The sequence below is a fragment of the Nostoc sp. genome (genome assembly GCF_036917575.1).
Lineage (GTDB): Bacteria > Cyanobacteriota > Cyanobacteriia > Cyanobacteriales > Nostocaceae > Nostoc.
This window is the reverse complement of sequence record NZ_JBALDC010000081.1, coordinates 1-20,642: the sequence shown is the minus strand read 5'-3', so window position 1 is coordinate 20,642 and position 20,642 is coordinate 1. Positions and strand designations below refer to the sequence as shown.

At 38.2% G+C, this 20,642-nt stretch carries 16 protein-coding genes and 1 pseudogene; 4 read left to right on the top strand and 13 right to left on the bottom strand.

Features of this window, described 5'->3' with window-relative positions:
* Positions 1-1,059 precede the first annotated feature (1,059 nt).
* The 5 genes from V7K79_RS24270 to V7K79_RS24250 form a co-directional block, all read right to left on the bottom strand.
* Positions 1,060-2,142, bottom strand: a complete 1,083-nt coding sequence (locus V7K79_RS24270; protein WP_335051200.1) for a TIR domain-containing protein — start codon at positions 2,140-2,142, stop codon at positions 1,060-1,062.
* A 110-nt stretch (positions 2,143-2,252) separates the two neighbouring features.
* On the bottom strand, positions 2,253-2,723 hold the full coding sequence (locus V7K79_RS24265; protein WP_335051198.1) for a toll/interleukin-1 receptor domain-containing protein: 471 nt from the start codon (positions 2,721-2,723) through the stop codon (positions 2,253-2,255).
* A gap of 174 nt (positions 2,724-2,897) precedes the next feature.
* Entirely contained in the window at positions 2,898-3,944 is a 1,047-nt protein-coding gene (gene rtcA, locus V7K79_RS24260) for an RNA 3'-terminal phosphate cyclase (protein ID WP_335051196.1), read from the bottom strand.
* A 145-nt stretch (positions 3,945-4,089) separates the two neighbouring features.
* The gene (locus tag V7K79_RS24255) at positions 4,090-5,457 is read right to left on the bottom strand and encodes an FAD-binding oxidoreductase (RefSeq protein WP_335051194.1); all 1,368 of its coding nucleotides are present in this window, start codon (positions 5,455-5,457) and stop codon (positions 4,090-4,092) included.
* 182 nt (positions 5,458-5,639) lie between these two features.
* A complete protein-coding gene (locus V7K79_RS24250; protein WP_335051193.1) occupies positions 5,640-6,302 on the bottom strand; it encodes a GIY-YIG nuclease family protein in 663 nt (220 codons plus the stop codon).
* A gap of 171 nt (positions 6,303-6,473) precedes the next feature.
* Here V7K79_RS24250 and V7K79_RS24245 point away from each other — a divergent pair, with 171 nt between their 5' ends.
* Positions 6,474-7,400, top strand: a complete 927-nt coding sequence (locus V7K79_RS24245) for a carbohydrate ABC transporter permease (protein ID WP_335051191.1) — start codon at positions 6,474-6,476, stop codon at positions 7,398-7,400.
* 636 nt (positions 7,401-8,036) lie between these two features.
* Here the strand turns inward: V7K79_RS24245 and V7K79_RS24240 are convergent.
* The gene (locus V7K79_RS24240) at positions 8,037-8,930 is read right to left on the bottom strand and encodes an ABC transporter permease (RefSeq protein ID WP_335051189.1); all 894 of its coding nucleotides are present in this window, start codon (positions 8,928-8,930) and stop codon (positions 8,037-8,039) included.
* A 209-nt stretch (positions 8,931-9,139) separates the two neighbouring features.
* On the bottom strand, positions 9,140-10,225 hold the full coding sequence (locus V7K79_RS24235) for an ABC transporter substrate-binding protein (protein WP_335051187.1): 1,086 nt from the start codon (positions 10,223-10,225) through the stop codon (positions 9,140-9,142).
* A gap of 547 nt (positions 10,226-10,772) precedes the next feature.
* On the opposite strand from V7K79_RS24235, the gene V7K79_RS24230 reads away from it, so the two are divergent.
* Positions 10,773-11,900 carry a succinylglutamate desuccinylase/aspartoacylase domain-containing protein gene (locus tag V7K79_RS24230; protein ID WP_335051185.1) on the top strand — a complete coding sequence of 376 codons (1,128 nt, stop codon included), beginning with the start codon at positions 10,773-10,775 and terminating at the stop codon, positions 11,898-11,900.
* Positions 11,901-11,974: 74 nt separating this feature from the next.
* On the opposite strand, the gene V7K79_RS24225 is transcribed toward V7K79_RS24230, so the two are convergent.
* Positions 11,975-13,057: an ATP-dependent 6-phosphofructokinase gene (locus V7K79_RS24225; protein WP_335051285.1), complete on the bottom strand. Its 1,083-nt coding sequence runs from the start codon at positions 13,055-13,057 to the stop codon at positions 11,975-11,977.
* A gap of 429 nt (positions 13,058-13,486) precedes the next feature.
* Here V7K79_RS24225 and era point away from each other — a divergent pair, with 429 nt between their 5' ends.
* Complete coding sequence (gene era, locus V7K79_RS24220) at positions 13,487-14,461, top strand: GTPase Era (RefSeq protein ID WP_335051183.1); 975 nt, start codon at positions 13,487-13,489, stop codon at positions 14,459-14,461.
* 134 nt (positions 14,462-14,595) lie between these two features.
* Positions 14,596-15,273: a response regulator gene (locus V7K79_RS24215; protein ID WP_104908984.1), complete on the top strand. Its 678-nt coding sequence runs from the start codon at positions 14,596-14,598 to the stop codon at positions 15,271-15,273.
* A 688-nt stretch (positions 15,274-15,961) separates the two neighbouring features.
* Here the strand turns inward: V7K79_RS24215 and V7K79_RS24210 are convergent.
* The 5 genes and pseudogenes from V7K79_RS24210 to V7K79_RS24190 form a co-directional block, all read right to left on the bottom strand.
* Positions 15,962-16,702 (bottom strand): DUF3891 family protein, encoded by a 741-nt coding sequence (locus V7K79_RS24210; protein ID WP_335051181.1) that lies wholly within the window; start codon positions 16,700-16,702, stop codon positions 15,962-15,964.
* 343 nt (positions 16,703-17,045) lie between these two features.
* Complete coding sequence (locus V7K79_RS24205) at positions 17,046-17,738, bottom strand: manganese catalase family protein (RefSeq protein ID WP_292871159.1); 693 nt, start codon at positions 17,736-17,738, stop codon at positions 17,046-17,048.
* Positions 17,739-17,907: 169 nt separating this feature from the next.
* The gene (locus V7K79_RS24200) at positions 17,908-18,153 is read right to left on the bottom strand and encodes a GlsB/YeaQ/YmgE family stress response membrane protein (RefSeq protein WP_442938968.1); all 246 of its coding nucleotides are present in this window, start codon (positions 18,151-18,153) and stop codon (positions 17,908-17,910) included.
* A gap of 705 nt (positions 18,154-18,858) precedes the next feature.
* The gene (gene hemN / locus V7K79_RS24195) at positions 18,859-20,241 is read right to left on the bottom strand and encodes an oxygen-independent coproporphyrinogen III oxidase (protein WP_335051177.1); all 1,383 of its coding nucleotides are present in this window, start codon (positions 20,239-20,241) and stop codon (positions 18,859-18,861) included.
* A gap of 71 nt (positions 20,242-20,312) precedes the next feature.
* Positions 20,313-20,549 (bottom strand): annotated as a pseudogene (locus V7K79_RS24190) (biliverdin-producing heme oxygenase); the annotation flags it as partial.
* Positions 20,550-20,642 lie beyond the last annotated feature (93 nt).

Below are 20,642 nucleotides of genomic sequence, written 5' to 3'. Positions count from 1 at the left end.
CTCTCGATTGGTCATGTGTCGGTTATAGGCTACATCGGTGGTTGTCTTTTAAGAAAAATCCTCGATAAATTAGACCTTTACGCTTCTAAACATTCATTTTAGAGGATATTCAAAGGCTTATACATACAACGTGAGATGCCAACTCTGCTGTAACTTTTCAAAGCATTGAAACTGCCCTTTCGGGGCAAGTTTTTATTTTTGCTATTTTTATTGTCTCCTTTATATCATTGATTATTTAAAGTTACCAAGGGCGATTCTCATTAGGTATATCCGAAGAAAGGCAGAAGGCAGTCTGTATAAAACAAATTTCAAAAGCTTTGAATGAAAGAATGACTGGAAATTGGTATAATTAATAACGCTAAAACCCTATTATCTTCTGCTTTCTGGCGACGCTCGCGGACTAAAATCATCACTATAAATCTTTGATTATTTACGCTGTTATACTTATCAAAAGTTTTCTATCTCCCCTTATAAAAACTCCTTTGCTTTATTTCCAGTGTTGGAATAGGATGCTTGGCAGATTGTTAATCGTGAAGATGATGCTACATATCGTTCACAGGCTCAAAGGTTTATTCAAGAGCATAATTTATTAGATACACGAGTCCTATACCCCATTGGGCATAACCACAGCCAACAACAAATATCTTTGTGTTTAATGCCCCATACCCAATTCCCAGTCCTTTGTATTTGCGATCGCAAACTGACTTAACTTAAATATATGCCTTTAGCAGAGGTAAATTCAAAGCAGATGTTCGATATTTAAGTAAATAGTAAGTATTAAGAAGAACGGAACTCAGTTTTAATCCTAGTTGCGATCGCCTTGTAAATTTGTCATTTGTTTATTCTTACAACAAATCTGGCTTTAGGGGGATTGATTACAAATGCTCCTAGATAAAGTATCAAAAGTTTTATGTCTTTGCTTATAAAAGCTCCTTTGCCTTTGCCTCATTTCGGCTCTTAGAAATGAGGCATTTTCTATGCTACACATCCACGCATAATTTTGTTATTGGGAATAGAGGCAAAATATTAGTGCTTAAATATATTTAGCCTATGTTAGTACTATTTATTGCAAGTTGAGTTACATTGACGAACTTGCGCTTTCAATTTAATATAAGGCGAATTTTTTACAACCTTTGAGAAAGGCTCTACTTTCAATATAACTAGCTTTTCTCCTTTTTTAAATTTAACGATTTTTTTTCCAGATAAAGATTTTTCATTCATTAGATTGACTTCATTTTTAATAGTTACGATTGTTCCTAATGATGGAATGACAGGAGGCTCAATACTAGGAAATTGTTTAGGATTTGATGGTTGAAGAACTAGTTTTTGTCCAACAGATAAACTACCTGATGTCTTATTAACCATACCTATCCATATCCAGCCAGTAGGATTTACTGTTGTTCTTAAATTTGAAGTTGGTTTAGGTGCTGATGAAGGTATCTCTAATATATCAGGTGGTTCAGAAATGAAGCGTAGAAAGATACTACCTAATATAAGGAAAACAACAAATTTCACAGTGATGTTGCTGACTCTACTCCGGCGACGAGACCTTGATTGTCTAAACAAATATGAAAAGGTCGCTCTTGTCACATATATAAAAGTGTTTCCAGCAGCTTTTGCAACAAGTATTACAATTACCCTAATCCAACGTAGAATTTTTTTAGTAGGAAAAGCAGAATCAGTAAGTTCCTCAGCTACTTCTCGAATACCCGTAGCAATATTTGCAAAAGCTTTATCATAAGGTCTCCATTCAGTTATGGGTCTTTCACCCTTTGGTAAAACTTTGACATTAGGGAATGCGACCTTCCAATAATTATCGACTGGACGAAGCAGAATAGTAATAACACGAGATGTTTTAGCTCTATGCTGTTCCATAGCTTGTTTCGCCAAAACATCCCAGTGATAATCTGAAGCAGTAAATTCTGAACTAATTAGCACCAAAATTATATCGGCCGTCTTTAAATTTGTATCAATTTCACTTTTCCATTCCTTTCCTGGGCTAATCATACCTTTATGCCAATTGCTAATCACACCTTGCCGCTCCAAAGTGCTGAGGTGTTTCTCTAGTTTTTGCCGCATTTCTTCATCTTGTACAGAGTCAGAGCAGCAATAAAAAACTTTGACTACTTTGGTATTCAGCATTAGTTTAAGCATATATTAGTATGAAATAATTATGATTTTTTCATACTACTTTTTGTTTAATTTTTTGATATTTTATTTAGTTTTATTTATGAAGTTTAAACAGTGATTATTTACGAATTTACTGCCAAGTCTTTTGCAACTAACCGGATACCTTCAGCAATACTTGAAAATGCATCACTACGATTTCCCCACTTTTTAACAGGTTTACCACTTTTGGGCAATGATTGAAGCTTTCCAAAGGGTGCGCTCTCCCAATCAACAGAGTCAATAATTATGGGGATAACTCTGGCTTCTTTAGTTTCATGCCGTTCCATTGCCCGTTTTACCTCGACATCCCAGCAATAATCTGAAGCGATAAAATTTGCACTTACAAGCAGCAAAATTATCTGAGATGAATTTAAGTGAATGTCTATCTCATTATGCCATTCTTTTCCTGCTCCAATTTTGCGATCGTGCCATTCTGTAATCACTCCTTCCCGCCTTAAAAGAGCGAGGTGCTTTTCTAGTTTTTCACGAAGTTTTTCATCTTCATGAGCATAAGAATAAAACACTTCAATAGCTTGATCAGGTTGCAATGACATAAGTTGTTTTATGACTCGAATCTCTGGAAGTAGGTTTAAATCTTTATCAAAGTTGTCTACTAAAACTTGCAGCTTTTATTTGAAGGTAGAAGGAATCACAAGATTGATTTGAATTTACAGAATAATTATTTCTAAAACTTTACCATATAGTACTACTAAAGTAATAGCACTTGTTCATCTATTCAAGCTTTTTACCGACACTATTTTATCAGCTTCATCTACTGTTATTTGCGCCAGCCCAAACTGTTCAATTACTGCTGCATTTGTTGTCAAATGCCTACTTACTTCAGCCACTCGATACTGACTTTTTTGTGAAGCTAAAGCTGCCGGCAATAATAACTGATCTGCTAAATGTTCATCTACTGGTGCGCCGGTGTAATGAAACTCAAGCAATTGCTGACAAGCAATCTCTGCAACTGTTTCTGCCGACAATCGCAAACGCCCAAATCCACCAAAGCCAGTTAAGCTATTCTGATACTGAGCAGTTAAAAAAATACCTGCCCCAGGAGCCACACCTTTTTCTCGCAAGGTCTGTACAGTAACTTTTAAATGGGCTAATCGTAACAAATTCTCGGCACGATTTGCCATCCGTTGTGGAATATGAGAAGGCAATTCCGTCACCACCGCTAGTCCTCGCACCTGTTGTAAATCGCCCCGTTCCAACAAGTCGATTCCACTTAGTTTACCACCGCCATCCACCTGTAACTCTACCTCTCCGCCACCTTGGGGATACCACCCCCAAGCGCCTAACTTGACTTGGGCCTCTATACCCATGCGTTGCAGTATGGGCAGATAAACTTGCTCAATGTACGTCGCTGTCGGGCTAAAATTCACATGAGTTCCACCCTTTAGTGTCACTAGGGAATTGCCAGATGCTAGTGCCAAAGGTAAGAGAATTGTTTGAAGAACTAGAGCGATCGCACCCGCAGAACCACCTTGTTGTGCTTTACTAACATCAAAGGTATAAATTCCAGCTTGCACAGCACTACCTGGGATGAATTCCAGCAGCATTGAACCTAAAGCATCACCTCGTAGTTGGGCATTACAAATTCTCGCCGCCGCCCAAACTGCTGTTAAGTGTTGTGCTGCTAATCCTGGCTTTTTGCGTCCAGCACGAATGCCTGTAATTCGTATGGGTTCGCCGGTGATGGTGGCTAGACTTAAGGAAGTGCGAAGAACTTGTCCGCCTCCCTCTCCGTAGGAACCGTCAATTTCAATCATGGGCGATTATTGGGATATTGGATTTTGGGTTATCCCCACGGCTCTTAAAATCAAACCACAAATTATAAACGCCCAACAGCGAGCTTTTTAAAGGGAGGTTACACAAATATACAGAGAAATTTCTGATATGTGTTTCTCTAATTTGCTAATTTGGAATTTGGAATTGAATAACCTTGCTTTTACCGGGGTTCATCAACCCATAAGGATCGACTATTTGTTTAAATTTTAACTGCTCAGGATCGATAACTTTTCTGCCGCTGTCTTCAATAATATACGTATGAGGATTGGCAATACTCACACCTTGTTCTTCGTGATAGCGGATAATCTCGTTGAGGCGTTCTTCTGTGGTGTAGCGCACAAGTTGCAATGCACCAGGAACGACGACACCATTCACCCGAAAAAATTCTAAATGCATCATGACCTCATCGCCGAAGTAATGATACATTTGCTCTACTAATTGCAAACTGCGTAGGCGCAGCCCGCCGGAGGCATCGCGAGGAAACATACTTTGTAAGTAAGTAATTGCAGTATCTACACTCCGGGCAAGTAAGGTAGTGTGGTTCCAGCTAAATTCTGCTAAATGTATACCTTTGGCTGCTTCCTCGGCTGGTTTTTTATATGTAATTTGTCCACCGTATTGCTGCACCAAAGCTGGTAAAAATTCCAAACTTGGCTCGGAAATGATCAAAAATACTGAGTGAGTTCCTTCAGGAATATACTCTTGTAGGGCGTGAAAGTACTGGGAAATTTGGGATGCAAAGACAGAAATCAACTTCTTAATCATCCCATCAGCATTACCCAATGCTTGACCAAACTTTGCTGCCGTCATAAACTCCTCAAAGGTGACAATGACTTCTGCCCAAGGATAAGCTGGCCCTAAAGGAATTTCCACTTCAGTGATAATCCCATTAATTCCCCAAGTATGAATCACCTTTTGTACATCATCGCCACGTAATTCGATCGCACGGGGTTCGTCTTCTACAGTTATCACTCGCAGTGCCAAGATATTACCGCGATCAGCTAATAACCCATATTGGATCGAGCCAATGCCCCCACTTCCCCCAGCAATAAATCCGCCAATTGTGGCTGTACGGTACGTAGAGGGTGCCATACGGATTTCCCAACCGATTTCTCGTATTTTTTTATCCAAAGCCGCCAATTTCACCCCAGCTTCTACCCGCGCTACTCCCGGTTTTACCCAAAGAATCTCTTGCAACCGCGTCATATCTAAAATTACACCACCGTGCAATGGCACACATTGCCCATAATTACCAGTTCCCGCACCTCTCACAGTTACAGGTATACGATGTTTTGCACAGGCGGCTGCAACTTTTAAAACCTCTGCTTCATTGACAGGACGCACTACGATATCCCCAACTTTTCCCTTTAGTTTTGACACTAACACGGGGCTAAAAGTGTGATAATCCTGGGATAATTTTGCGACTTGGCTAGAGTCAGTAATGGTTTCTATACCTTCTAAAGAATTAATCAGAGCATCTAATTTTGTCATCATATATATCCTTTTTTTAACTCAGAAGAACGCAAAAGTTTACGCAGATAATTAACTCCTCTGCGAGCCTTTGCGCTTCCCTCAGCGTCCCTCTGCGTTTTAAAATCTTAACTTCTTATCTTTCACAGCACTTTCAAGCCACTTACTTAATACAAAGTCAGATAAAGTAATTAAGCTGACAAAAATCAATACTTAGTTTCCTGTGTCTGTGCATCGATAATTACACTCCAGTCATCGTTTTTCACAGCAGCTTCAAGTTGACGCTGACGTTCGGCTTCACTTGCATCTATTGTTTCTAACTCTTTAGAAAGGGTTGTATCAGCCATTGCTTTCCGCAGTTTTAGCTTTTTCTCCTCGTAGGCTTGAAGTTGGGCTTCTGACATTACCGCTTTAGTCGCTTCGCCTACTGTACTAGCCCACATTCCGCCCTCAGTTGCATTACCAGGTGGCGTACTTTCGAGTTCTGCTATCCACGCATCTCGCAAATCTTCCATTTCTTGACGTTTGGGAAACTTGAATGCTTGCACGCGTACAAAAGTACACTTTTGCTCACCATTTTGGCGAAGATGGCTGTTTAAGGAAAGCAACACACTCCGAGAATAGCCGATATACTGCGTGCGGCGTTCTGCATTTAATACTGCGTAAACTCCTGCAACTTTAGCGTTCTGAGCAGCCACACTCCAAGCCTCAAAGTCAATGATTTCAGTACCATTGTTTGCCAGTTCAGGAGTTATACTCACCTCAATGGCAGCATGTTCGTTGTCAGAACTATACAAAAAATCATGCAGTCCACGGTGGTTTATGGGGACATTTTGATGTTCAATTGGCGGATTGTGCTGAGTTTCCATTGCAGTTGATCTCCGAGTTATTAATTAGCGACGTCTACGATGAGCTTTTTTATAAGAGGCTACACTAATACTTACGCAAGCAAATATATGCCCTTAAAATATTGAAGCTTAAATCTACTCACATCTCCAAATCCTTGTTCTGAAAAAGTAAAAACAACTATTAAACTTCTTATGAATCAATTGATACCTAAAAATTGGATATTCATCAAACAGCGCCTTACCCCTTATTTATTTTTACTACCCGCCTTAGTTCTTTTAGGCTTAACTGTCTTTTGGCCTGCACTGCAAGCGTTTTACCTCAGCTTTACTAACTATGAAGATATTGCCCAACCGCCACAATGGATAGGTTTCGCTAACTTTCTTAAGCTTTGGAAGGATGCAGTTTTTTGGAAAACCTTGGAAAACACTTTTTTATATCTTGTAGGTGTAGTACCAATTTTAGTAATTGCTCCCTTAGTACTGGCAATTTTGGTAAATCAGAAACTGCGGGGAATGAATTGGTTTAGAGCAGCGTACTACACTCCAGTAGTAATTTCAATGGTGGTTGCAGGAATAGCTTGGAAATGGCTGTATGCAGAAAACGGATTACTCAATCAGTTATTTAAAGCTTTAGGTCTTTTTTCAGAAGGTATTCCTTGGCTAACTAGCCCAGCAAAAATTTTTGGCATTGTACCAATTTCTCTTGCCAGCGTCATGGCTGTTACTGTGTGGAAAGGATTAGGCTACTACATGGTGATTTATTTAGCGGGGTTGCAATCGATTCCAGCCGATATATACGAAGCCGCAGCAATTGATGGCTCTGATGGTATCAGCAAACATTGGGATATTACCATACCTTTAATGAAGCCATATCTAGCATTAGTAGCGGTAATTTCGGCTATTTCTGCGACCAAGGTATTTGAAGAAGTCTACATTATGACTCAAGGAGGCCCGCTCAGTAGCTCAAAAACAATTGTTTATTATTTATATGAGCAAGCCTTTAATAATTTGGAAATTAGCTATGCTTGCACAATTGGGCTAGTGCTATTTTTAATAATTTTAAGCTTATCAGTTTTGCGGTTGATTATTAATCAGCAAGGTGATGATATTACAATTTAATATTGCCTTAATTAAATATATTAAATTTAGAAAAATCATCTTCTATTAGCTCTGATAAATTTAGAGATGCCACGAATGAATGGTTTTGAGTTGTTGAGTGATTTCCAATAATACACCAATTTCGCCAAAATATCTATCGTTTTTCTTACTTATAGCAGGAGGCAGAAGGCAGGAGGTAAAACTATTACTATTCCTAGCTTTCACTCTTTTAAAATGTCCTAAACTATGTGACTACGGCTATACTACTGCGCTGAAAAACATCGCCAAATTTTCCAATAATTAGGTACAAAAGCTTATTTAACTAAACTTTTTTTAGAACATGAGTTTATTTCTAAAATTAAAGAGTTAATGAACAGTAATGCAGATAGTTTAGCTAAGTTACTCATAGTTAAAAATAATTCAAAATTCGTAATTACGAATTACTAGGTAAATTATTTGGATCTAAACCTAGAGAACGTAAATACTCAGCTAACTGTTCAGCCCTTTGCCACTCTTGCTACGCCTGTTCTGCATCTGGTATATCGTCAGAACAGAGAAGTTCGTCAGTAGTTGGTAACGCATTTTTGAGATTGGGTGAGAGCATAACCTTTGTCTTGTTGGCGTTTGATGCCTTTATTATAGTGAGTGACCAAAAGTTTAGCGTTTGGGTGTAGCTTCCCCAAACTTAATTAAAAGTGCGATCGCAATACTAACAAGTAAAATTAACGTCATACTCAAAGCTGAACCAAATCCCCAATTTTGGGTTGCTCCAAGAAACTGATTATAGACTAACCGCGCCGCCGTCATACTAGAAGCACCACCGAGTAATTCTGGATCGACAAAATCTCCCAAGCCGGTAATGAATACAAGCATGGAAGCAGCCGCAATTCCCGGAAAAGTTTGTGGTACAGTTACTTGCAAAAAAGTTTCCACCGGATTTGCACCTAAATCAGCTGCGGCTTCTAGTAAGCGCTTGTCTAGCTTTTCGAGAGAAGCATATAAAATTAAAACCATATAAGGTAATAAGCTGTAACTCATGCCAATCAATACAGCTTGACTATTGTTGAGTAATTGCCAAGTTGGCAAGCCTAAATTGCTGAATAAACTGTTCAATAAACCAGTAGGACGAAGAATTGTAATCCAAGCATAAGAACGGAGTAAAGAAGAAGTCCACAAAGGTAAAACAAAGCCTAATAGCAGCAAATTTCGCCAACGCTGCGGTGCTATCTGAGCAATCCAATAGGCAACGGGAAAGCCTAATATTAAACAAATTATCGTAGTACCAAACGCAAAAAATAGCGATCGCCCAATTACTTGCACATAAAGTGAGTCAAATATTCGGATGTAGTTTTTGAATCCGTTGGGATTGACTAAATCTCCCGGTCGGATGTCTGCAACTAAACTTAACTCGAAAATTATCAAAGTTGGCAACACTAACAAAAGTAATAACCAAATCCCGGATGGTGCAAGCAATACCAAAGCTTGGAGCCAATTTTTGACAGGGTGTTGCAATTCTTCTATTTTGGAAATCTCATTTTCTGGAAAATTCATCACTTATATAGCAGGAGGCAGGGGGCAGGAGGCAGAAGGCAGGAGGTAAAAACATTACTCTTCCTGACATTCACGATTGTCATTATGTTCTAACTTATATGACTACGGCTATAACTCTGTCAATTTGAGATTTTGAGTCGCACCTTTGGTACGCTTACAGAGCAACTTGAATTTTGGATTGAATTAAAAATCTCAAATCCAAAATTTATTTAGCTACTAGTTAATTGAGTCCAATAACGATCGTAAACCTCTTCAAATTCTCCTACAGGTGTAACCCGTTCACAATTTTTTAACAGTGACTCTGGCGGAAATAAATTAGTATTGTTTTGGATTGTTTTTGGCAATTGCTCAAATCCAGCAATATTCGGTGTAGAAATATTCAGGCGTTGAGTGATTTGGGCTGCTATTTCTGGTTGCAAAATCATGTTAATCCAAGCATAAGCTCCAGCTTGATTTGGGGCTGTTTTAGGAATTACAATAGTGTCTGTCCATAATGAAGAACCACTACGAGGAATGACATATTTGAGTTTCGGGTTTTCTTGAGAGATTTTCACTGCATCTGCTGAATAACACATTGCCAATAATAAATCTCCTGCCAGAATTTGATTTTGCCAAGCGTCGGTGTCAAAACGGGCGATCGCAGGTTTTAGTATCTTCAATTTTTCATAAGCTTGTTTGATTTCTTGTTCATTTTTTGAGTTGTAAGAATAACCAAGTATTCGTAAGGTTGCACCCATAACTTCTCGAACATCATTAAGCAAGGTCATTCGCTGATTAAGTAGCTCTTGATTTTTCCAAAGGTAATCCCAGTCTTGTGGTGTATCTTTGATTTTTTCAGAATTGTAAAGTAAACCTGTTGTTCCCCAGTTAAAAGGGATACTGTAGCGGTTATTGAGGTCATAACTAGGATTTTGAAACCGAGGAAACAAATTCTCTAGACCAATTAAGCGATCGTGATTTATTTGTGTTAACAAGCCTTTGTCTACCATCTTTTGCACCATGTAATCAGATGGGTTGATGATGCTGTAAGCGCCACCGCCTCCAGCTTGCAATTTAGCCAACATGACATCATTGGAATCATACACATCTGCCAGCACTTTCATGCCAGTTTGGGCGCTAAAAGTTTTCAATAATTGGTTGTCAGTATATTGCGTCCAGGTAAAGATATAAAGTTGGTCACGCTGACTATTGGTATTAGAATTAGCACGTACTTCAGCCAGCCTCCAGCCACAACCACCCGAAGATAAGCTAGAAAGTGCTGCCACCCCTTTTAAAAATTGGCGTCTGTTAGTCATTAAGTTAATAGTTAATTATCTTTTGTATTGTTGTCGATTAATTTTAAATATGCCTTTAATTGGAGTGCCCATAAGTAGTTTAAAGATTAGCTTAAGTGTATCTATTTATGCAACTGTTAATAAGTTATACCAATTTTATAAAATAAGGCAACACATTAAAACCCCCAAACCCAGATATAGTCTAGCTTTCTTAATTACAAATTACGAATTATGAATTTGTATTACTGGTGTCAGATACTATTATGAACGGTTTTTAATCAAGCTTGAGTTACAAAAATTAACAAAGCAAGTACTCGTCAAATTATCAAGAAAACTCAGTGTGGCAAGCTGAACTGCACTTCTGTACTAACAAAAATCACAGGGTTTGTCCTTGCCCTATCAGTTAAAACTGTTACAGGAGTTTTAGACTTATAACTCTAAGCAGGAATCATCCAAATGTCTAATTAGTCAATCAAGCGATCGCCCAGCATTAGCCCTTTGAGCCTTTCTATAAAACTGCGATTTTAATGCTGTACCATAAAACCAACGCAAGAACCTGAATTATTTTATGCTGCCTGTTATTGAGACTATTGTATTACGTCAAATGGCTTCGGGCGATCGCCTATCCTTACAACTATACAAATTTATTGGCACTCAACCTGGTAAAAAGGTTTACATTCAATCTAATCTACACGGTGCAGAAATTGCTGGTAATGCCGTTATTCACCAGCTAATTGAGTTTTTATTAACAATAAATGATACAGATTTAACTGGAGAAATTTGGCTAGTTCCGGTTTTTAATCCAATGGGAACGAATGAACGATCTCATCATTTTTCCCCCGGACGTTACTGCATTTACGAAGCCAAAGACTGGAATCGCATATTTTGGGATTACGAGAAAAAAGCTGATGATTTAGTAGCTTTTACTAAATCTCAACTTCATATCGATCTAAAGGTCGTTCGACAAAATTATTTAACTATAATTAAGCAACAATTTGCGAAAGTTTTAGAAAAAATTAATTCTCCTAGTGCAGTGCCATACACTGAACTTTTTGGTTACAAACTACAAAATATGAGTTTAGATGCAGACTATTTAATTGATTTACATAGTTCTACCAATCAAGCTTTAGACTACGTTTATTACTTCCGAAATCGAGAAGACAGTGCAAAATATTTCCTACTTAATTTCGGAATCTTGCTTGATAAATACGATGGTGATGCTTTTGATGAAGCTTTTATCAAACCTTGGTTAGCACTAGAAGCTTGTTTTCAAGATTTAGGTAGAGATATCAAGTTTGATGTGGAAGCTTGGACGCTAGAATTAGGCTCAGGAATGCAAATGAACTCTGATTCAGTCGCTAAAGGTGTACAGGGTGTGAAAAACTATTTAGCGCAAAAAGGTGTACTGCAAATTCCTAATTTATCGGCTCATACAAAAACCCATGAAATGACCTTTGCATCTAGCAGTAACCGAAAAAAATATTATGCGATCGCAGGTGGTATGATTCAATCGAGAATAAAATTGGGTAGTTCAATAAAAGCTGGAGAAAAACTGTATGAAATTCTCAGTTTTAATAAAGAAGGTAAGTTACCCAGTGTAATTGATGTCTGCGCTCAACAAGATGGATTGGTTTATGATGTTGCAACCAATCAAGCTGTAAATGAAGGTGAGTTTGTATTGGGAGTTATTAGTTAGTTATTGGTCATTGGTCATTTGTCATTAGGAGTTTAAAGTTTTTTTAACTCCTCACTCCTTACTCAGCACTCACTTCAGTCTCCCAAATAAATACCCATACCACGAGCAGTTTTAACCAAAGTACCATTAGAATCAACAGCGCTATATTGAGCGATCGCTTCTGTAATTGGTACACTTAATACTTGGCGATTTTGCCATGTCACCATGCGATCGTATTTATCTTCGGCAATGAGATTAACTGCCGCTACACCAAAAGCAGTAGCAACTAATCTATCTAGTGGCGAAGCAGTTCCACCCCGTTGAATGTGTCCTAAAACTGTAACTCGCGTTTCTACACCAATCTGCTCAATAATTTTATCTGCTAAATATTCACCAATTCCACCGTATCGAGATTGACCTAAACGATTTGTAATTGTCACATTTTCCCCATCGTGGGTACGAACCGCTTCGGAAACAATAATCAAACAATAGTTTTTGCCTTTATCTTGGCGTTCTTTGATTTTGTGGCAAATGTGTTCAACCGTATAAGGAATTTCGGGAATTAAAATTACATTTGCTCCCCCTGCAATTCCCGCAGCTATTGCTATGTGTCCAGCATCACGTCCCATTACTTCCAAAATCATGACTCGGCTATGACTTGCAGCGGTAAAATGTAACCGATCTAATGCTTCCGTAGCAATATTTACTGCTGTATCAAAACCGATAGCATGTTCGGTAACACCAATATCATTATCAATGGTTTTGGGAATACCTACTAGATTAATACCACCTTGTTGAGCGAGGCGACGCAAAATTGCCAAGCTACCATCGCCACCGATACCAATCAAAGCGTCTAAACCTAGTTGATGATAACCTGCAATAATTTCTTCGGAGCGATCGCATAAACTTCCATCCGCCATCGGAAAGGCAAAAGGGTCGCCTTTATTGGTTGTCCCCAACATTGTGCCACCCGCAGTTAACAACGAGTCAACTCGATCGACTTCCAGCTTGGTGAATTGCGGCGGACGCGCCATTAATCCTAGAGTTGCTTGAAGAATTCCCAAAACCTCCCAGCCATAAGTATTGACAGCACAATTGACTACAGCCCTAATTACAGCATTCAAGCCAGAACAATCACCTCCACTCGTAAGAATTCCTATGCGTTTGGGTTCTCCCATATTTTTTATTGACATTTTGATCCAAATGTATGTATTAGATAGTCGATGAAAATTAAGCCAAAGTTAGCAACAGATTAAACTTAAGCAAAAATCCTCCCTGTTAATGCCAAAGTAATTTTATGTTTCTTTTGGATCTAAAGACAAAACAAAGTCTAAAAATTCAGCAACTTTTGAGCCAGAAGTAAGATTTTATCTGAGTTTGGTATGATTACCGATGAAATAAGGTAAACTTCAAGATTAATTTTTTTTATATTTTGACTACTGAATTCTGACTCCTGAATACTACAACTAAGGTTATCTCAGCTGTAAAATATAAGTGTAAAGCCAGTAGTAGATTAAACCTCGGTAAAAGCAATTCCTAAAAATGCCAGGGTAATTTTATGCTTGTTTTGTGTCTAAGAAAAAACCAAATTATCCTAGCTATAAAATATGGGAGTGGAGCCAAAGGTGACTAGTATTGAAAATTACACTTTCTCTTTTTCAGGAGAAGTAACAATTCCCCAGGCTCCTCCTGAATTCAAATCAGGTTTTATCGGCATTGTTGGTCGTCCAAATGTCGGTAAATCTACTTTGATGAATCAGTTAGTAGGACAAAAAATTGCTATTACATCACCAGTAGCACAAACTACACGTAACCGTTTGCGCGGTATATTAACTACACCAGAAGCGCAGTTAATATTTGTAGATACGCCAGGAATTCATAAGCCTCATCATCAATTGGGCGAAGTATTGGTGCAAAATGCCAAAATTGCCATTGAATCAGTAGATGTAGTGTTATTTGTAGTAGATGGATCCGTGGCTTGTGGATCAGGCGATCGCTATATTGCCGATTTGCTCGGTCGCAGCAAAACACCAGTAATTCTGGGCGTGAACAAAACTGACCAACAACCCGCTGATTCTCAGTTTCTAGATGATAGTTACGCCCAAATGGCCCAGTCCCATGAATGGGAAATTGTGAAATTTTCTGCCAAGACTAGTGCCGGATTACCGCAACTTCAAGAATTATTAATTAAACATTTAGAAATTGGGCCATTATATTATCCTCCAGACTTAGTAACTGACCAGCCAGAACGCTTTATTATGGGTGAATTAATCCGAGAACAAATTTTATTGTTGACTCGTGAAGAAGTACCCCATTCAGTAGCGATCGCCATAGACCTAGTAGAAGAAACTCCCAGCATTACCCGCGTGCTTGCTACCATTAATGTCGAGCGTGATTCCCAAAAAGGTATACTCATCGGCAAAGGTGGAGCAATGCTCAAAGCAATTGGTAGTGAAGCTCGCGAACAAATTCAAAAATTAATCGCTGGCAAAGTTTATTTAGAATTATTTGTGAAAGTCCAGCCAAAATGGCGACAGTCGCGGATTAGTTTAGCAGAATTAGGCTATCGCGTGGAAGAATAATATATTGGTCATTTGTCATTAGTCATTGGCAAGCAAAAAAAGCAAAGGACAAAGCGCAAAGTCTGAGCGGAGGTTTCCTCCGATCAGAACTTTGTAAGAGAGGACAAATGACAAATAACTCTTAATTAATAAAAATGTCTTTAGATACTCGCTATCCCTTAAATTTACCCGTCAATGCTCCGCCCTTGCGCGTGTTAATTGTCGAAGACGATCCGATGATGCAACTTGGATTAGAGCAATCATTAATGGCTCATCCTCAGTTGGAAATTGTTGGACAAGCTGAAGATGGTTATTTGGGAGTTCAAGCCGCACTGCAACTGAAACCTGATTTGGTGGTTATGGATATTGGATTGCCGCGATTGGATGGCATTGCTGCAACACAGCAAATTAAGGCGGCGCTGCCAGCAACTCATGTGGTGATGCTGACATCTCATCAAACAGAGACAGAAATTATTGCGGCACTGTCTAGCGGTGCAGATGCGTATTGTATCAAAGGTGCTAGTGTAGAACGATTGTTAAGTGCGATCGCAGCCGCAGTTGATGGTGCAGCCTATCTCGATCCTCAAATTGCACGGCGAGTAATTGATAATCTCAAACCGCCTTCACCCACCACTAACACCGCCAACTTATCTGGGCGCGAGTTAGAAGTGTTAAAGCTGATGGTAGACGGGTTGAGTAACCCAGAGATTGCCGAAAAACTCTATCTCAGTCCCAATACCATCAAAACTCACGTCCGAGGAATTATGAATAAATTAGCAGTGGACGATCGCGTGCAAGCAGCAGTTGTAGCACTACGTTCTGGGTTGGTTTGATTACTAGAATCTGTGAGCATTGTAGATCAACACCAGCTTTCAGACCACCTGACGCACTTGCATATTATGGCGATCGCCCGCCAAGATTGTTTAAAAAATAGTCTATCTCAATGCATTTTAGTTAAAAGAGTTTGAGAATTGATTCGGGTCTATATTAGCAGGAAATAACAAAATTTCCTTACCTTCTAATTTTGCCTTGTGGTGAAGCAAAATTGCTTTTCCCAAAAAGCAATATTTAATTGGAACCCATCTGTCATTACTATAAAAGTAGACAGTTACTCGGCTCATCGCATACTCTTTCAACAGCAGTGGAAGAGACCAGGATGAGTCCACTGTTTGAACCTTACCTGTTGAGTCCATGCTTTGAACCTCAGTTGTTAAGTATATTTACTTTCACCCATCAGAATGATAAAAAGGAACTATCATAAGTAATAACAATCTGCCTTAAAAATACATCTTTAGATAAAAATTAGAATAACTAAAACTGACTTCATGCCCTTAGCGCTAAATACAATCGCTACTTTTTGGATCTCAGCAGCTTGGGTTATATCCACATCATCACGCTATGCAATAGTCATTACTGAGATTACCATTGCAAAAATAAGTAGAAATTTGATAGAAGAGTGCGATCGCATAACTTAGTTTTCTTACAGCGATTTCCTGCTAAATAGCTGTAAGCTCTATGCATCTAACTTTTAACAAATATCCACTCTAGTACCTTGATCGGGGCTTCTTGTAGTGCTTGAGTTAATTCAGTGCTGCTTTCAAATTTAACCTGCCAGAGGTCGCAAGCTTCGATGTTGACCGTGAATTTCTCTTCTTGAAAGGGCCAGGGTTTGACAACAACCAAGTTATCACTACGCTGCATGATGTCATAGCGCTCACCTTCAGGGCCCTTGCTAATTTCTAAAAACCTTTGATCGTCAGGTAGTTCTTGCTGACAGAGAATAAGCGAAAGGCGATCGCACCATTGCATAAATGCATAGGCTGCATCAACTTCCTCCTTTTTGATGCCCAGTTCTTTACGCCAATGTTGCTGGTTTTGAAGTTGCTTGTCTAAAAGTTTGTCTAATTTTGAAGACTTACCTCGGCTTGGCTCATTTAAACGGCTGATGTGCATGGAAATTAATAGAGCCACCCATCGTCCACGGTAAAGGGCATTCTTTGCCAAATTAGCCAATTTATCAACACCTGCATATAAATCGGCATTTGTGGATAGGGTAAAGTCCTTCGGCGCACCCGCTTCAGTCAGAATATCTTCTTCCCACTCTTTTTCTAGGTCATCGTGATGGGAAATTGCAGCTATTGTTTCATACAACCTTGCTGGAGCATCTTTGCGTCGCCATTGTCCCGCTAGTTCAGCGGCTAATAAAGCATGGGCACGATGATAAATGACTTCCCAACCAGTTGACGTAGCGTTGACAATCACAAGTCAATCTCCTGATTTTGAATTTTGAGTTGAATTAATTTCTGAAGTCAGAAATGTTAGGTTAGAAATTGAACCAGCGATCGCTCTAACTTTTTCAGTGTGGTTGAATATTTAAAGCTCTAGCTATTTTAAATCGAGTGTAATAGCTAAATACTCAGCTAAAATTCCCGACTTCTTAGAAAAGTCGGGAATTATTTTTTGCTTAGTAGATATAGCTAAACAACTCGAAAATTGCTAAATAAGGTGCGCTGTTTACTCAGAAGATGATTGGGAGTTTTTCAGAACTCCCTAAAATCTCTTTGCTCAAAATCAACCTATACTCTAATTGCAACCACTTATACAATTAAGAGTGGCTTTCTAGCGGATTAGCAACGTATTTGAATGTTGGCTCAGAATTCCAAGGGCCACGCTCATCTTTACCATCTCCGTCTGTAGATAGGTTGTAGTAGAGAGCAACAGTTTCATCTGGCTTAACATTACCAAAGAATGGATCTGTCAACTTACCTAGCGAATCTAGAGCTTTCATAAACATCTGGGTATGAGAAATTTCTCGTGTTAACAGATGTACTAAAGTCTCTTGGGTTCCTTTATCAGTTGCCAACTTAATCAATTCTTCGTAAGTCTGACGAGCACCAGCTTCGGCTGCAAGGTTAGCTCTTAAATCACGCACTACATCTCCACCTTCATTCAAATAATTTGCAGTCCAAGCATTACCTTGACTATCTAGAAAATGAGGCCCAACCCCTCGAATTGCAAAGAGAGTACTTTTATAAGCCTCTGTTTGATCAACATTTTTGGTATGACCTTCGATGAGCTTCCCAACCATTTCTAAATGGCCGAATTCCTCGATCGCAATGTCTTGGAGCATGTCTTTAATGCCAGCATTTTCGACATGGAACGATTGTACCCAATATTGAAGTGCTGCACTAAGTTCTCCAGTAGCTCCGCCAAACTGCTCTAAAAGTAACTGAGCAAAACGAGGGTTTGGTTCACTAATGTTAACTGAATGAATAAGCTCTTTCTTGTGAAAAAACATAGATTTACATTTCCCAAATTATGATGTTACAGAAAGGATCGGCTATTTGATTGTCTTTTAGTTTTTTTGGTAAGAGCTAATCTGATCTTTAATAGCTTCTCAAGTTGGGTAACTAAAAGACTAATAAAATACAGTATTCATGTGAGTGTTGATAACTGCCAATCAGCGATTATGCATTCCTGCTTATTCTGATTAATCCCCATATATAAATAGCAACAATTGTACCAAGCACAGCTACTAAAATACCAGGGATAGTTAAATCAGCGCCAGCTGAAGTAATTTGCAGAGTTCCTGTTCGTAACAAGGTAAATAGACTTCCACCAACGAAAGCACTAATGATACCCAAAATCATTGTAGAGAGAATTCCATCACCTTGAGAACCAGGATAAATAGCTTTAGCAATTACACCTGCCAAAAGTCCTAAAACTATTCAAGCAATAATACTCATAACCGCCTTAACAATTTCGCTTATATCTAAGCTATCAACTCTAATTCCAAATTCTTTCTACCAGATGGGGTAAATGCTAAATCCAAAAGTTATACAAAATAATTTATATCGAGTTATATCCAGATTTGATGAGAATTTACATTTTTTACAATTTATATATTATTAAACGAAAATTTCTGCATTTTTAAGTTATTAAATTCTTAAAAATATTTATCCTTAAATATAATTATTCTCAATAAAATAAATGCAAATTAATCTATTCTCTTTTATCTCTATCTTAAGGCATAAACCTTACATCTAACTTTTTATGGATGTATTAATAATCTTCATTATAAAATTATTACTTTATAAGAAATTATTTATCATAAATCATCTATATAATTAATCAAGCTTTTTGTTATACATTTTTTATTTAAAAATATAAATTTAATTAATGATTGCAACACATTATTGGGTGAAGACAAAATGAATTACGTTTATACAAATAGTGTATTTATTGCATTCTTTTTTACAATTGCTTTTTGACTACCTATCACGCTTATGTTAGGTTTCATGCACTACGCAAATAAGCTGAAAAAATTGCATTGCTATAGTCTTAATAATATCCCCTCAACTTTTATTTTTAAAGTAGATTGAAGGGATAATATGTATTAAAGATTTGCAAAAACAATATCAAATAGCGCGGGAAAACTTTGTCTGTCGCGTTCTCGCGTGAGTATCAAATATGACAACAATATTTCTTACTAGTAATCTACCGATATCTGTAATTTTGATCTGATTTTTTGATAAACTGACGAGACCATCGGCTTCTAGTGGTTTTAACGCCTCTAGTTCTTCAGAGAAATATTCATCAAAACTGATATAGTATTTGTTTTCAATATCTTGCTTATGAAGTTGAAAGTGAGACATAATACCCATAATTACATCCCGTCTAATAATATCATCTTGAGTGAGTTTGATACCCTTACTAATAGGTAAAGTGCCTGCTGCTAGTGTCTGATAATAATCCTTTAACTCCTTGTGGTTTTGAGCATAAGCATCTTCTAACATACTGATGGATGTGGCACCAAAACCAAATAATTCTGTCTCAGCGTGGGTAGTATAACCTTGAAAATTTCGTTTGAGAGTACCATTACGTTGAGCGATCGCTAATTCGTCATTAGTTTTAGCAAAATGATCCATCCCAATAAATAAATATTGGTTATTCGTCAATTCTTCAATGGTCATTTTCAGAATCTCTAACTTTTCCTCTGCTAGAGGTAGCGCCTCTTGAGGAATATTTTTTTGCGTTGGCTTGAGCCACGGTACATAGGCAAAGTTAAAGACAACAATTCGATCGGGATCTAATTCAATCGTCTTTTTCAGCGTCTCTTTAAATGTCTCGCGAGTTTGATAAGGTAAACCATAAATTAAGTCTACATTCATACTTTCAAACTTAGCTTCTTTAATCCAACTCATGACATCAAAGAGCATTTCTTCTGGCTGGACACGATTGACAGCTACTTGAACTTGGCGATTAAAATCTTGAATGCCAAAACTAATGCGGTTAAATCCAATTTGTCTGAGAAATAAAATGTAGTTTTTATCGATATAGCGGGGATTAATCTCAATTGAGATTTCTGCTTGGGGATCGATGTTGAAATAACGATTGATGTTTTTCCATAAAAATTCTACTTGGTGACGATCCAAGTAATTAGGAGTACCGCCTCCCCAGTGGATTTGCAGCACTTTTCTATCTGAATCAATTAAAGCTGCGGTGTTTTTAATATCTTGAACTAAAGACTCCACGTAAGGTTTAGCTATATTCTTGTTGTTGGAAATTACTGTATTACAACCGCAGAAGTAACAAGCACTTTGGCAAAAGGGGATATGGAAATATAAAGAAAGAGGAGTTTTGCGTTGATTCGAGGCGGCGATCGCGGCCTTAAAATCCGTTTCAGTGAATGTTTCGCTTAACTCTGTAACGGGTGGGTAACTGGTATATCTAGGTGCACGAGTATCGTACTTTTGAATCAGCTCCAGATCAAACTTGACACTAGGTAATAGAAAAACCATTGAGTTGCTTTCCAATGAATGAAGGGAGTGGGGAGTAGCGAGTAGAGAGCAAGAGGGAAATAAGTATATGACTAATGATTTAGGGTATTAAAGAGAATTTGACCAAGTGCTTTAATTAAACTTCCCTCGAACTCTTGAGCCATCTTTAAATTGAACCCAAAGGCATTATTAGCTTCTGCTGTTATATCATCAACAGGCAATGCATTTAATGCCTGACGATACTTATCCTTAAATGCCTTTTTGTCAGGAATTTACTCAAAGTTGTAAAAGAATGTGCCTTCATAGCCAGAAAGCTTCAGGGTTGACTGATATCCCTCTTCTGTCACTTTCCGGTTATTCTAAATAAAAGGATTAGAAGAAAAAACTCTGCAAGGGAGGTAGGGCAATGGATGTAGAATTAC

What these genes read in the sequence shown, in the direction of transcription:
- V7K79_RS24250 (WP_335051193.1), bottom strand. Translation starts at nt 6,302, where the DNA reads ATGGAAACTCAGCACAATCCGCCAATTGAACATCAAAATGTCCCCATA.
- V7K79_RS24215 (WP_104908984.1), top strand. Translation starts at nt 14,596, where the DNA reads ATGTCTTTAGATACTCGCTATCCCTTAAATTTACCCGTCAATGCTCCG.
- V7K79_RS24265 (WP_335051198.1), bottom strand. Translation starts at nt 2,723, where the DNA reads ATGTCATTGCAACCTGATCAAGCTATTGAAGTGTTTTATTCTTATGCT.
- hemN (WP_335051177.1), bottom strand. Translation starts at nt 20,241, where the DNA reads ATGGTTTTTCTATTACCTAGTGTCAAGTTTGATCTGGAGCTGATTCAA.
- V7K79_RS24255 (WP_335051194.1), bottom strand. Translation starts at nt 5,457, where the DNA reads ATGATGACAAAATTAGATGCTCTGATTAATTCTTTAGAAGGTATAGAA.
- V7K79_RS24245 (WP_335051191.1), top strand. Translation starts at nt 6,474, where the DNA reads ATGAATCAATTGATACCTAAAAATTGGATATTCATCAAACAGCGCCTT.
- V7K79_RS24240 (WP_335051189.1), bottom strand. Translation starts at nt 8,930, where the DNA reads ATGAATTTTCCAGAAAATGAGATTTCCAAAATAGAAGAATTGCAACAC.
- V7K79_RS24270 (WP_335051200.1), bottom strand. Translation starts at nt 2,142, where the DNA reads ATGCTGAATACCAAAGTAGTCAAAGTTTTTTATTGCTGCTCTGACTCT.
- V7K79_RS24205 (WP_292871159.1), bottom strand. Translation starts at nt 17,738, where the DNA reads ATGTTTTTTCACAAGAAAGAGCTTATTCATTCAGTTAACATTAGTGAA.
- era (WP_335051183.1), top strand. Translation starts at nt 13,487, where the DNA reads ATGGGAGTGGAGCCAAAGGTGACTAGTATTGAAAATTACACTTTCTCT.
- rtcA (WP_335051196.1), bottom strand. Translation starts at nt 3,944, where the DNA reads ATGATTGAAATTGACGGTTCCTACGGAGAGGGAGGCGGACAAGTTCTT.
- V7K79_RS24225 (WP_335051285.1), bottom strand. Translation starts at nt 13,057, where the DNA reads ATGGGAGAACCCAAACGCATAGGAATTCTTACGAGTGGAGGTGATTGT.
- V7K79_RS24230 (WP_335051185.1), top strand. Translation starts at nt 10,773, where the DNA reads ATGCTGCCTGTTATTGAGACTATTGTATTACGTCAAATGGCTTCGGGC.
- V7K79_RS24235 (WP_335051187.1), bottom strand. Translation starts at nt 10,225, where the DNA reads ATGACTAACAGACGCCAATTTTTAAAAGGGGTGGCAGCACTTTCTAGC.